General features: G+C 49.5%; 14 protein-coding genes. 13 read left to right on the top strand and 1 reads right to left on the bottom strand.

All coding sequences use genetic code 11. The features are described from left to right. The first annotated feature begins 163 nt into the window (after positions 1 to 163). The 5 genes from NYE62_RS16945 to NYE62_RS16925 all read left to right on the top strand — a co-directional run bounded on the left by NYE62_RS16945 (position 164) and on the right by NYE62_RS16925 (position 4,507). Positions 164 to 700: a sigma-70 family RNA polymerase sigma factor gene (locus NYE62_RS16945; protein WP_087920805.1), complete on the top strand. Its 537-nt coding sequence runs from the start codon at positions 164 to 166 to the stop codon at positions 698 to 700. Further along, positions 697 to 933: a sigma-O factor regulator RsoA gene (gene rsoA / locus NYE62_RS16940; protein WP_061047091.1), complete on the top strand. Its 237-nt coding sequence runs from the start codon at positions 697 to 699 to the stop codon at positions 931 to 933. The genes NYE62_RS16945 and rsoA overlap by 4 nt, the downstream gene beginning before the upstream one ends. A 173-nt stretch (positions 934 to 1,106) precedes the next feature. Next, positions 1,107 to 1,826: a response regulator transcription factor gene (locus tag NYE62_RS16935; protein ID WP_003151779.1), complete on the top strand. Its 720-nt coding sequence runs from the start codon at positions 1,107 to 1,109 to the stop codon at positions 1,824 to 1,826. Then, complete coding sequence (locus NYE62_RS16930) at positions 1,823 to 3,565, top strand: HAMP domain-containing sensor histidine kinase (RefSeq protein WP_012118418.1); 1,743 nt, start codon at positions 1,823 to 1,825, stop codon at positions 3,563 to 3,565. Before NYE62_RS16935 ends, NYE62_RS16930 begins: the two co-directional genes overlap by 4 nt. A gap of 63 nt (positions 3,566 to 3,628) precedes the next feature. Further along, positions 3,629 to 4,507 carry an SMP-30/gluconolactonase/LRE family protein gene (locus NYE62_RS16925; RefSeq protein ID WP_007410048.1) on the top strand — a complete coding sequence of 293 codons (879 nt, stop codon included), beginning with the start codon at positions 3,629 to 3,631 and terminating at the stop codon, positions 4,505 to 4,507. A gap of 51 nt (positions 4,508 to 4,558) precedes the next feature. On the opposite strand, the gene NYE62_RS16920 is transcribed toward NYE62_RS16925, so the two are convergent. Further along, positions 4,559 to 5,350 carry an SDR family oxidoreductase gene (locus NYE62_RS16920; RefSeq protein ID WP_007410049.1) on the bottom strand — a complete coding sequence of 264 codons (792 nt, stop codon included), beginning with the start codon at positions 5,348 to 5,350 and terminating at the stop codon, positions 4,559 to 4,561. A gap of 187 nt (positions 5,351 to 5,537) precedes the next feature. Here NYE62_RS16920 and NYE62_RS16915 point away from each other — a divergent pair, with 187 nt between their 5' ends. The 8 genes from NYE62_RS16915 (at position 5,538) to NYE62_RS16880 (ending at position 12,930) form a co-directional block, all read left to right on the top strand. Beyond that, complete coding sequence (locus NYE62_RS16915; RefSeq protein ID WP_012118415.1) at positions 5,538 to 6,482, top strand: ABC transporter substrate-binding protein; 945 nt, start codon at positions 5,538 to 5,540, stop codon at positions 6,480 to 6,482. Next, positions 6,445 to 7,491 (top strand): iron ABC transporter permease, encoded by a 1,047-nt coding sequence (locus NYE62_RS16910; RefSeq protein WP_025285248.1) that lies wholly within the window; start codon positions 6,445 to 6,447, stop codon positions 7,489 to 7,491. The genes NYE62_RS16915 and NYE62_RS16910 overlap by 38 nt, the downstream gene beginning before the upstream one ends. After that, on the top strand, positions 7,488 to 8,717 hold the full coding sequence (locus NYE62_RS16905) for an ATP-binding cassette domain-containing protein (RefSeq protein WP_256683632.1): 1,230 nt from the start codon (positions 7,488 to 7,490) through the stop codon (positions 8,715 to 8,717). The genes NYE62_RS16910 and NYE62_RS16905 overlap by 4 nt, the downstream gene beginning before the upstream one ends. Continuing rightward, positions 8,714 to 9,283: a cob(I)yrinic acid a,c-diamide adenosyltransferase gene (locus NYE62_RS16900; RefSeq protein ID WP_007410054.1), complete on the top strand. Its 570-nt coding sequence runs from the start codon at positions 8,714 to 8,716 to the stop codon at positions 9,281 to 9,283. Before NYE62_RS16905 ends, NYE62_RS16900 begins: the two co-directional genes overlap by 4 nt. A gap of 165 nt (positions 9,284 to 9,448) precedes the next feature. Next, positions 9,449 to 10,717, top strand: a complete 1,269-nt coding sequence (locus NYE62_RS16895) for an MFS transporter (RefSeq protein ID WP_007410055.1) — start codon at positions 9,449 to 9,451, stop codon at positions 10,715 to 10,717. A gap of 166 nt (positions 10,718 to 10,883) precedes the next feature. Continuing rightward, positions 10,884 to 11,264 (top strand): protein liaI, encoded by a 381-nt coding sequence (locus NYE62_RS16890; protein WP_033574863.1) that lies wholly within the window; start codon positions 10,884 to 10,886, stop codon positions 11,262 to 11,264. Positions 11,265 to 11,277: 13 nt separating this feature from the next. Beyond that, positions 11,278 to 11,955, top strand: coding sequence for a PspA/IM30 family protein (locus NYE62_RS16885; protein WP_007410057.1), 678 nt, complete (start codon positions 11,278 to 11,280; stop codon positions 11,953 to 11,955). A 105-nt stretch (positions 11,956 to 12,060) separates the two neighbouring features. Further along, positions 12,061 to 12,930 (top strand): DUF4097 domain-containing protein, encoded by an 870-nt coding sequence (locus NYE62_RS16880; protein ID WP_033574864.1) that lies wholly within the window; start codon positions 12,061 to 12,063, stop codon positions 12,928 to 12,930. Positions 12,931 to 12,952 lie beyond the last annotated feature (22 nt).

Raw genomic sequence — 12,952 nt, 5'->3', positions numbered from 1 at the left:
TTGAGGGTCTTTTTTTTTGTTCCGGCAAATACGGGACATAAGGAGTGCGGAATCTTAGTCGGAAAGGAGTAGTTTACTTTTTTTTGCTTTCTTTCATTTAATTTAAATAGGGGGCGGTTTTATGGACTATCAAGTTCTTTTACGGTCAAAATGCGAGGAAATTATGAAACATCCGATCGTTAAACATTTTTTAAGTGACCCAAAGCATTACGAGAAATTTAAAAATGTGCTGGAACATTCAGACGAGAAGGATGCAAAATCACTGGACGACCATTTTAAACAGTTTTATAAGGAAATCCGGATCATCAAATATATGAACTCTATGATCCGGATTTTCTCCATCGATTTTGACAAGCGCATCCGTAAAAATCAGAAGCGCTATCCGCTGACGGTGGATCAGCCGGAGGGAGGTGAAGCGCTTCCCTATGAAATGGGAAAAGACGCGTATGAAGAGTTTCTGCGGAAGCAGGGGGATTTGAGCCAGCATGTCCAAAACCGTGATTTATACGAAGCGCTTCAGACGTTAACCGATAAACAAAAAAGCGTGCTGACGAATATTTATCTTCACGGAGCGACGATGAAGGAGATTGCCGAGTCGCTGGGTGAATCACGGCAGAACATTTCCAATATTCATAAAAAAGGGCTCGACAATCTCAGAAAGCAGCTGGACAAGCAAAAAAAGGGGGAAAATAAGCAGTGAACGGGCCATTTGACTTCAACAAAGAGAACACACATACCGACGAAATGGAACTTTTGATTTCGCGTTTTTCGCCAATGATAAAAAAAAAACTGAGCAATACATCTTACCAGGAAAGAGAAGACCTTGAACAAGAATTGAAGATTAAAATAGTTGAAAAAGCGGACATGCTGTTATGCCAGGAAGTGCCGGGTTTTTGGGAATTTATTCTTCATCTTATAAATGAAAGCTCCTGACAAAAGCGGCGGAATGATGGATATTCCGCTCTGACAACGTGAGAAAAACGAGAAGAGATGTCCGGTCTCGTTTTTCTTTTCTGTTTCCCCGCAAGACCTCCGCACTAAAAAGGTACCAAATCTTATCCATATAATGATATGATGAAAAAAACAAAGAGAAAGGAACGTCCAAGGTGGAAAATGCGTCAATTTTAATTGTAGACGATGAGAAGGCGATCGTTGATATGGTCAAACGCGTTCTCGTCAAAGAAGGCTATCACAACATTAAGACAGCCGGAAGCGCTGAGGAAGCGATCGAGTTTGTTAAACATGAAACCGCGGATCTGCTCGTGCTGGATGTGATGATGGAAGGCATGTCCGGTTTTGAAGCATGCACCGAAATCCGGAACTATACCGACGCTCCGATCTTTTTTCTGACCGCCCGTTCTTCTGATGCGGATAAGCTGTCAGGATTTGCATTGGGAGCTGACGATTATATAACAAAGCCGTTTAATCCGCTCGAATTGGCGGCGCGGATCAGAGCGACGTTAAAGAGAACCTATAAGCGCGAAGAGAAAACGGCGGTAAAGACGTATTCATACAGTCATTTTTCCTATTCACCGCAAAACGCCGAGCTGATCGTCGGGGGAGAGCCCGTCAGCTGCTCCGCACAGCTTCTGCAATTGCTTCAATATTTCTGTGAACACCCTGATGTGGTGCTCTCAAAAGATCAGATCTATGAAAAAGTATGGGGATATCCGTCTTACGGCGACAACAACACCGTCATGGTGCATATCCGCAAGCTCAGAGAAAAAATTGAAAAAGACCCCAGCAATCCGTCCTATATTGTAACGGTGCGCGGCCTCGGTTATCGGTTTATTCCCGATCAAGGAGAAAAAGGAACCCGCTCATGAGAATGCGCGGAAAATTTCTGCTCCACTTTTTCGGACAGCTTCTGCTTGTCATCCTGCTGATGTCCGTTTTGGCCGTCGCTTCTTTCTTCTATTTGGATTGGCGTTTCAGCGAAGCGGAAGCCAATGCGGGACTGACCAAAGCGACCGCGGACTCGTTTGAAGCGTGGCTTGATAAAAACGAAGACGGCACATGGGATGTCGATGAGTTTTTAAAGATGTCGGTCCGAAAGCAGAAGGGCTGGCTGCAGATCATTAATGACAATGAAAAAACGGACTACGCGTACAGAGTGCCGAAAGACGTCCCGAGCCATTACAGCAGAAAAGATCTCTTATCCATTTACCAGTACCGGAATTTTGACAACTACAAGCTGAATTACTGGACGGTCACGATAAATGATGAGACCTATTTGATTCTGTTCGGCTGGAAATCCGCCAGTGAGCAGCTTCTCACTTACATCGAATCACAGGAGCCATCCCTCGCTTCCCTTTCTCAATATAAAAAGAGCACGATTGATTATATTAAACGGGAAAAAGGGGCGGTCTACCTTCTCGAAGACAGCGGCAGACTGCTCGGGGATATCAACAGCACGAAAAAAGAACGGAACACCGTCAATGAGCTTGAATTGCTGAAATACAGTTCCAAGCCGTGGAATTACAAACGGGAAATTTCTTTTAAAAGACTCGATAAAACGAAATGGATGGTCGCGTCGGTGCCGAACCCCGTGTACATCCCCGATCACGAGTTTAACAAATCATTTTTGAGAAATGTGATGAAAACCCTCTTCCTCTTGATCGGAATCCTGGTATTTATGATCTGCATCCTGACCATCTGGTACTCTTTCCGTTTCGGCTGGCCGCTGTTTCATACCATCAAATGGCTCGTCAATTTATCAAAGGGCCGGCTTGAAGAGCCGAAGAACCGCAAAGGACAGCCGGTCAGCAAAAACAAAAAAGGCAAAACAAAACAGCCGTTCCGCTTTTTCGCCGAGATTTTCGAATCGATGGATCAGCTGACCGACACGCTGAAGCGGGATAAGAAAAACAGAGAAAAAATCCAGGCGACAAGGGAAGAGTGGATCGCCGGGCTGAGCCATGACTTAAAAACCCCGCTGAGCACGATTTACGGCTACAGCATGATGCTTGAATCGAAGCAATACGACTGGACCCCGGAAGAAGTCAAAGAAATGGGGCAGATCGTCCGGGAAAAATCAGAATATATGTCGAAGCTGATTGAGGACTTAAACTTAACATACCGCCTCAAAAACGCGGCCCTCCCGATCGAACGGCGGCTGATCAACGTCGTGCCGTTTATCAGAAACGTCACGAACGATTTCACGAAAAACACGTTCTCGGAAGGCTATGACATCGCCTTTGAAACCAAAAAGGAAGACATTCTTTTCGCCATTGATGAAGCGTGGTTCCGCCGTATTCTGGAGAATCTGCTGGCAAACGCGGTTAAGCATAATAAGAAAGGGACCGCCATTCGGGTCGTGCTTGAGGAATCAGCCGAACAGCTCATTCTGAAGGTGAAAGATAACGGAAGAGGAATGGACGACGAAACGATTCACCAGCTGTTTAACCGTTATTACCGGGGAACGAATACGAAGGGACCGTCAGAAGGAACGGGACTCGGGCTCGCCATTGCCAAGGAGCTGGTTCACCTTCATAACGGAACCATCCATGTCAACAGCAGAATCAGCGCCGGAACGGTGATTACGATTCTTTTTAAAAAAGATTGAGTTTGGACGCCGCTTTGTCGGGAATAACAATAGAAGACTGACAAGCAAAAGAGGTGTTCACACATGGAAGCAGCATTACGAGCAGATACGAGAGCAGTTATCGGAGAAGGCCCTTTATGGGACAAGGACAAGCAATGCCTGTACTGGGTGGATATACTGGGCAGCCAGCTCCATATCTTCACTCCGGCTGACGGAATCAACCGTTCCGTTAAATTCAAATCATTTGTCACGGCTCTGGCCTTGTATTCAAAGGAAGAGCTGGTGATGACGATGAAAGACGGTTTTTACCTGTACAATCTTCGGGAAGACACATTGACGAAGATGAAGCAGCCGAAAGACATGCGGGAAGATATCCGTTTCAATGACGCAAAATGCGATCCGTCCGGCAGATTATGGGCGGGAACGACGAGCATGGAAGGCAAAGAAGAGGAGGCTTCGCTGTACCGTCTGAATACGGACGGCAGCCTTGCCAAAATAAAAGACCAGGTCTCCACCTCGAACGGTTTGGATTGGGATCGGGACCGAAACCTGATGTACTATATCGATACTCCGACGCAGGAAATCGTCTGTTATTCATATGATCCTGAAACCGGAGCCGTATCAGATCCGAAAACGGTCTACCGCTTTCCGAAGTCGCAAGGATCTCCCGACGGAATGACCATTGACCGTGACGGAATGCTGTGGGTGGCTCTGTTCGGAGGCGGCCGTGCCGTCCGGATTGACCCGTTTTTGCATAAGGAAATTGCATCTATCGAAGTTCCGGCGAAATACGTCACCTGCTGCGCGTTCGGAGGCAGAGACTTGAACACGTTATACATTACGACCGCGACGGAAAAATTGACGGAAGCCGAAAGACTTGAGCAGCCGCATGCGGGCGGCCTGTTTTCAGCAGAGCTTGAGACGGGCGGCTGGGAGCCGGTTCCGTTTGCAGGCATGATGTAAAAAAAAGCCCTGGCATATGGGGAAGTTCCCATTGTGCCGGGCTTTTTTGTGTTAAATGGAGCGGATGATGCCGCCTTCAACCCGCTGTGCGGTGCCATTAATGGCAGAAGCCGCTGATGAAGCGAGAAATACAATCGTATTGGCGACTTCTTCCGGGGTTGCATAGCGCTGAATCAATGATGTCGGTTCATTCACTTTAAAATAATCCCGGACGAAGCTGTCTGTGTCTTCTCCGGCAGCCTTTGCGGCTCCTTCCATGTAAGAAGCGACGCCTTCGGTCCATGTCGGTCCCGGCAGCACGGAGTTGACCGTGACATTTGTGCCTTTCGTCATTTCCGCCATTCCCCGGGACAAGCTGATTAACGCCGTTTTCGTCATTGAATACGGAATCATTTGCGCAAGCGGTTTGACACCGGCTTCACTGGAGATGTTCAGAATCCGTCCGCTGTTTCTCTCGAGCATTTGCGGCAGAAAACGCCGGCACAGGCGCACGGCGCTCATAACATTCACTTCAAAATACCGAGTCCATTCGTCATCAGACACCTCAGCGAAGTCTTTTACTTCAAAAAAACCGAGATTATTGACGAGAATATCGACTTCCCCGATTACACCCGCGCGCTTTATCAAGTCATCCGCCTCATCCTGACGCGATAAATCCGCAGCGATGCCGTGGACCGTTCCGTAAGCGGAAAGCTCCTCAACCGTCCGTTCCACAGTTTCTTTTTTTCTTCCGTTTATAATCACCTCGGCGCCTTCGGCTAAAAAGCTTTTTGCCGCGGCTTTTCCGATGCCTGAGGTTGATCCTGTAATCAAAACGAGCTTTCGTTCAAGCTGTAATTCCATGATAATCCTCCTTTTTACACCATTGTGTAACAGTATACATGATGAATTTTAGTGTGTACGAACAATTTGCTTTCATGCAAAAAGGCCGGATATACAAGCCTTAAAGACTTATAGTATAATTACTGCGAAAAAAGGATACGAATGTCAAAGAGACAATCGTTTACCATAATCAGGGGGAGTTAAAAGAATGAAGAAGATCACTGCCGTCTGGGCGGCGCTTTTGGTCACCGCCTTTGTGATCGCCGGCTGTTCCGGCGCACAGGAAGAAGGAAGCGCGGCCAAACAAAAAGCCGTCTCAACCGAAGCATTCCCGGTAACCATTAAGGATGCCGCGAACGAAAAAGTAACCATAAAGCAGGCACCGGAAAAAATCGTTTCCCTCATGCCGAGCAATACGGAAATTACATACGCGCTCGGACTGGGAGATAAGGTCGCAGGCGTCACGACAAATGATACATATCCGAAAGAAGCGGTAAAAAAACCGAAAGTCGGAGATATGAATGTGAACGCTGAAAAAGTCATCGCGCTGAAGCCGGATCTCGTGCTTGCCCACGCGTCCTCTATGTCCGCTTCCGCCGATGCGATGAAGCAGCTGAAAGATGCGGGCATCACCGTCTTAACGGTCAATGATGCGCAATCGTTCCAAGACGTGTACAAATCAATCAGCATGATCGGAAAAGCGGCCGGCAAAGAAAAGCAGGCGGATAAGCTGATCAAATCGATGAAATCCGACCTTTCCGGCATAGAAAAGAAAGCGGCGGCCATTTCTGAAAAAGACGAAAAGAAAGTATTCGTCGAAGTGTCTCCTGACGGCTACACGACGGGGAAAGGCACGTTTATGAACGAAATGCTTGAAGATATACACGCGAAAAACGCCGCCGGCAGCCAGACCGGCTGGGTTCAGCTGACGGATGAAGCGATTGTCAAAATGAATCCGGACGTCATCATTACGACAGACGGCGTAAAGGCCGCTGAAGTGGAAAAACGCGCCGGCTGGGGTGCCGTCAATGCGGTCAAACACCACAATGTCTATTCTGTTGATCCCGACCTTGTCACACGCTCAGGCCCGCGCCTTGTCAAAGGGGTCGAGAAGCTTGCAGAAAGCGTTTATCCTGAAACGTTTAAAAAGTAACCGCCCGCTGGCCTACACGGTCAGCCTGCTGTTTTTAGCCGTTTGTACGGCACTCGGCATTTCAATCGGCAGTCTGCATATTCCTTTATCCGACGTTTTTTGGATCGGGATCGGCCGGACATCCTCGGCTGACCCTATGAATGTAAATATTATGATGAATATCCGCCTGCCGAGAGTCGTTCTGGCTGCCCTTGTCGGAGCCGCGTTATCCATTGCGGGAGCGGCGTTTCAGGGACTTCTGAAAAATCCGCTCGCCGACCCTTATACACTCGGGGTATCTTCGGGAGCCTCGGCGGGAGCCGTTATCACCTTGTTTTTCGGCATTCAGATTCCCGTCATCGGCCGGTTCACACTACCGGTTGTCAGCATCGCCGCAGCGATTGCGGTCATGGCGGCGGTTCTGTTTTTCAGCCGCCTCGTTCATGCGTCGATGTCGGTTTCGACGCTCATTTTGACAGGCATCATCATGAATTCTTTTCTCGGGGCTCTCATATCGCTTGTGATCGCTTTAACGGGCAATGATCTGCTCCCGATTGTCCGCTGGCTGTTAGGAAGCGTGTCAATGAGGGGCTGGGGCTATGTCGCGCTGTTTCTGCCTTTTTTTCTGGCCGGGACGGCGCTTCTGCTTATCAATGGCAGAGAATTAAACATTATGACTTATGGAGAAGAAAAGGCAAGGCTGTTAGGCGTCAGTACGGGAAAAAGAAAATGGCTGATGATCGCCGCCGGATCTCTGCTGACGGGAGGAGCGGTTGCCGTCTCGGGGACGATCGGATTTGTCGGCCTTGTCATTCCCCACGTGACACGGCTTTTATGGGGAACGGATCATCGCCATTTACTGCCGCTGTCAGCATTGACGGGCGCCGGTTTTCTCATTTTGGCGGATTTGTTTTCCCGCACCGTCATTGAGCCTGTCGAATTGCCGATCGGCATTATGACGGCTTTGGCGGGAGCGCCTGTGTTTGCCTTGATTCTGCTTCGCCAGCATCATGGAGGGAAACGCTTATGATCAGGGTGAGCAGCCTGTCCGGCGGGTACGGAGGCCGGATGATTGTGGAAGATGTCAGCTTTACCGCCGGAAAAGGTGAATTTGTCGGCATACTCGGTCCGAACGGCTCGGGAAAAACAACGCTGTTGAAATTGCTGACGGGAATGCTCTCTCCGTCAAAAGGCGAGGTGCTCGTAGCAGGCAGGCCCATCGGCGGATACAAGCCGCGGGAACTTGCGAAAATCATGGCCGTTTTGCCGCAGCATACGGAGCAAGCTTTTACATTTACCGTTAAGGAAACAGTGTCCTTCGGCAGATACACGTATCAAAAAGGACTCTTCAGACAGATGGATCAACATGATGACGAAGACATTGTCCGGGAAGCGATGGAAATGACGGGCATCGACCGATATGCGCAGCAATCCGTCCGCAATCTGAGCGGCGGGGAGCGGCAGCGCGTCTTTCTGGCGCAGGCGCTGGCTCAGCAGCCTGAGGTGCTGTGTCTGGATGAGCCGACGACCTTTCTTGATCTCAAATATCAGAAAGACCTGCTTGATACGGTGAAGCGGTTGACGAGAGAAAGAGGCCTGACGGTCATCAGTATTTTTCACGACCTAAACGCCGCAGGCCAATATTGTGATCAGCTCCTGATGATGAAAGACGGACGCGCTTTTCCGAAGCAGACGCCGGATCAGGCTTTGAAAAAAGAGACGATTGAAGACATTTACGGCATCACCGTCAGCGCTGTTGCCCAGCAATCGTCACCGAAACCGCTGATCGCTTTCATGCCGGAAGCGCAGGAGGAAAGAGAGCCTGTCAACGTTCCGTTCGCCTCTCTGATAAACAAAAGCGGAAATACCGTAACGCTTCATACAGAACGGCCGTTCAGAATGTTGTCAACCGCATCTGACGGCCCGGGCTTTTCGTGGAGCCGCCGGCTTTCCGGCTCAGCGGCCGCTGGTTTGATCTGCCGTACGTTTGATTCGGTCACAATTGCCGTGACTGCGCAGCATACCGTTTGGGTGCTGATCAGCGGACGTTTATCGGAACAGGGATTTGTACGGCTGTTAACGGCAGCGGCTGAAGCGAGAATGCAGGCTCTTTCCGGCAGACAGGCAAAAGGCGACATTGTCATTTGCGCCTTGCAGACAGGAGAGGCGATGGATGTCCCTCACGCGGAAAGAGCCGTCAGAAGAGGAACCGCGGCATGTGTAAAAGCGGCGGAAGAAGGAGGAATACAACGATGAAGCTGTATACGAAAACCGGTGATAAAGGACAGACAAGCCTGATCGGCGGCAGAACGGATAAAGACAGTCTGCGGGTTGAAAGCTACGGGACGATTGATGAGCTGAACAGCTTTATCGGGCTTGCGCTTGCGGAGCTTGATGATTGTGAGAATTGCGGTGATGTGAAAGCCGAACTCCGAAACATTCAGCATGAGCTGTTTGACTGCGGCGGCGACTTGGCGACGGTCACTGAACATAGAAGCTATACATTAAGAGAGACATCTATTTCCGCATTGGAGGACTGCATAGACCGTTACACGGCTGAAGCGCCCCCGCTTGAGAAATTTATTCTTCCGGGCGGGCATAAGGCGGCTGCTCAGCTTCACATCGCGCGGACCGTCACGAGACGGGCTGAGCGTCTCATCGTGAAACTCGGCAAAACAGAAGAGATAAATGATACGGTGATGCGTTACTTGAACCGCCTGTCTGATTATTTTTTCGCGGCGGCAAGAGCAGTTAACGCAAGACAGGGCGTTCAGGATATAGAGTATGAAAGAAGCGCCGCGGTATTCCGTGATGATGAATAATGTTTTGTTCAGCCGGCAGCAGCAAGCCGGCTGTTTTTTTTATAGAGATATCCATCAATTGAACCTTTATTGACAGGAGGAAAATGTATCTTATGCATTATTGACTGAAAAATTAAAAAATGAGATATTATAAGAAACATTGTAAAATAATGGGGGATTTGATAGATGGATACATATAATAAGAGCGAGAGCATCTGGAATAAAAATTTCACCCTTCTGTTTATCTCAAGGCTGGTTAAATTGTCAGGCGACGGTTTTGCCTTTAATTCCATTCTGTGGTTTTTGATTTTTGACGGGGAAGGCGCGATCGGCACGTCCCTGCTCATTGCGGTCACGTTCCTTCCGGAGGCGATGCTGGCGCCGATTACCGGGCCTTTTATGAAGCAGCATACGCTGAAATTCTGGATGTATTTCTCCGACCTGACGCGCGCGGCGGTCGTGTTGATCATTCCGGTCTGTTACTTTAACGGTTTTTCTCCTTTATGGTTTGTCATGCTTCTCATGATTGTGCATTCAGCCACGGGAGCCGCTTATAATCCTGCATCTATCTCATTGATCCCCAATATTGTCAGAGAAAACAGCCTGCAGAAAGCGAATGCGGTCATCCAGTCATCAGGCCAGATCGTCAGGCTTGCCGCCATTACGCTGAGCGGGGTGTTCTTAACATTTATCAGTCCCGCTTATTCTTTGTTTATCGCTCTTATATTCTATCTTCTATCAGGTTTTCTCGTACTCTTTATGTCATACCAAGTCCAGCATGCCAAACAGGATACAGTCGCCGTCAGACAGCGCGGGACGTATTTCGGAAGGCTCAAACGGGGTTTCGTTCTTGTCAGGAAACACCAGATTTTATACCCGCTCGCCATCTATTGTATCTTCATGAATTTTGCGGCCGCTCCGTGGGAGGCGCTCTCTGCCGTTTATGTCGCCGAAGATTTAAACATGCCGCCGATCATCTACTCGCTTTTGAAAGCGACAGGCACGGGCGGAGCCTTTTTAATGGGTTTTATTTTGGCTAAGGTGAAGGTGAACAAATACGGTCTCCTGTTTGTGTCAGCGGGAATCATAGAAGGAGCGGCATTTTTCATCACCGGCCTCAACACTTTTCTGCCGCTCGTCTTCCTCGCCGCGTTTGCGTTCGGATCTGCCGTCAGCGCGATTAATGTGCCGGAATATACGATTATTCAGACGTCTGTGGACCATGATGACCAGCCGCAAGTCTATGCCGTCATCCATATGATCTCAAACATATCCATTCCGCTCGGCGCGGTTCTTTGCGGATACGCGGCTAACGCCTTCGGTCCCGGAAAAGTCATTGCCGCCGGCGGTCTCGTTGAAGTCCTGTCCGGTCTCGGAATATTGTTCTTTACGAAGCTGGCCAAAGCCGAACGCTCAGATCTCATCAGGGAAAAAGAAGCGAGCATCAGAATATAGATTTTTCGTGAAACGCCCTGTGCCGTCCGGTGCAGCGGCGTTTTTTTATGCGAAGGTCCGGGGGCTTATACGACTCCGGTCTGATATGAAAATCAATCTCTGACTCGTTTTGCCGGCCGCGGGATTTGTTTATAGTAAAGACAAGGAAAACGAAAGGAGGATCTGCATGAATATAAATGGCAAAACGGCAGGCGGCTTTCTGCTGATGGTGTTCGGACTTTCTGTCTTTTTCGGAGGAGGCCATTTCGCATTTATCATCCCGCTGGCGATCGGAGGCCTGATGCTTTACTGGGGAATCAAACGTTTTTCAAAAGGCCGGGCGGTATCGGGTATCATCGCGGGCGTCATCGGAGCTATGATTCTCGTCGGTTCTCTTCCATTTATCGTTGCGATCGGACTGGCCGGCGCCATGGTGTATTTCGGGTGGAAGATGATGAAGCAGGGCGGCTCAGATACCGCTTCCCGCCAGTATGAACCGGAAGCGGCATCACCGGGCTATCAATCCGGATTTGACTCTGAATGGGAAGAATTTCTGAAGAAAAAATAAGGAGGAAGACAAAATGGTCTTAAAAAGAATAAGAAATATGTTCGTCGCATCTGTTAACGAAGGGCTTGATAAATTAGAAAATCCGAAAGTCATGCTGAATCAATATGTGCGTGATATGGAAAGTGACATCGCTAAGGCGAAACAAACGATTGTCAAACAGCATACGATCGTCCATCAGTTTAAGAAAAAACAGGAAGACGCCTCCGAAACGGCGGCAAAACGGAAAAACCAAGCTCAGCTTGCTTTTGACGCCGGGGAAGAGGAGCTGGCGAAAAAGGCGCTGACTGAAATGAAATACCTTGAGGGAAAAGCGGCTGAACATGAAAAAGCGTATGAGCAGGCGAAAACACAGCTGGCAGAGCTGAAAGAGCAGCTGGAAACTTTAGAAACGCGCCTCCGCGACGTAAAGGATAAAAAACAGGCGCTCATCGCCCGCGCGAACGCGGCAAATGCGAAGGAACATATGAACGCTTCTTTCGACAAAATTGACAGCGAAAGCGCCTACAGAGAGTTCCTTCGAATGGAAAGCCGCATTGAAGAAATGGAAGTCCGCGTCAAATACGGCACTTCAGCTGAGGCGAACACAGAATACAGCCGCTCCCAATATTCAGACGAGGTGGAAGCTGAGATTGAAAAAATGCGCTCGCTTTCTCTGGAAAAAACAGAGCGTCAAAAAGCGGCTCATGAATAATGTGCACAAGGGAAGATCGGCGCGTTTACGCCTCTTCCCTATACGCACGTATCAATTATCCGGCTTTTCCTTTATAATAAAATGAATGAAAAAGGATGGAACGTAATGAAGCGTAAGATTGCCAAAGGACTGATGGCGGCGTCCGTTCTGATCTGCTGTCTGTTTTTGGTGAAAGAAGTGTTTGCCGGGCGTTTTTTTCCGCTGTGCGAAACAGAAGCGGAATCGGCAAGCATACCGCCGCGTGCCGTCAACAGCCTGTCGGTTTCATCGGAACAGACGGATGTGAAAATCATCGCGGAAGCGCGGAATGATATCGCAGCAAACATGGCGGGACCGGCGGGGAAAATGTTTGTCCAAAGCAGGGGAAAGACCCTCAATCTCAAAGCGAAGGAGAAAGGGTTCCAATTTCTGAATCTCTTTCAGCGCCCTCTGCTGATTGTCCGCATACCGTACGATTATCATCGGGACATCACCGTCCATACGTCAAGCGGCAGCATTGCCGTCGACGGAAACAAGGGGCTGTCTCTTGCGCACCTCGGCGTCCGTTCTGTAAGCGGGAACATGTCGCTGAAGCACGTGAAGACGGATGTGTTTGAAGCGAAGGGGCTGTCGGGCAATCTCACAGCAGCAGGCCTTGCGGCAAAAACGGGGGCTGTCCGCTTATCCTCGGGACATGTCGGGCTTCAACATGTGTCGGGCGCCCTTGACGTGCGGGTCGCTTCCGGCAGTGTCGACGCCTCGCTTGAGACGGCGGATGCTCCCGTATCCGTCAGGCTTGCGAGCGGCAGCGCAGCGATCACCCTGCCGAAAGACGGAAGTTTTACGGTGAACGCCGAGACGGCAAGCGGAAGGATCCGGCCGTCTTATTCCTTTGAGAAAACGAGTAAGGAAGGCGGGGCATTTACCGGCATGAAAGGCAGCGGCGCCAGGCCGATTGATATAAAAGTGACGAGCGGCAATATTGCACTGCAATAGTCAAGGAAAGGAGGGGCAGGCA

The sequence above is a fragment of the Bacillus sp. FSL K6-2861 genome (genome assembly GCF_038630725.1).
GTDB classification, from domain to species: Bacteria; Bacillota; Bacilli; order Bacillales; family Bacillaceae; genus Bacillus; species Bacillus velezensis.
This window is presented reverse-complemented; position numbering and strand designations above follow the sequence as displayed.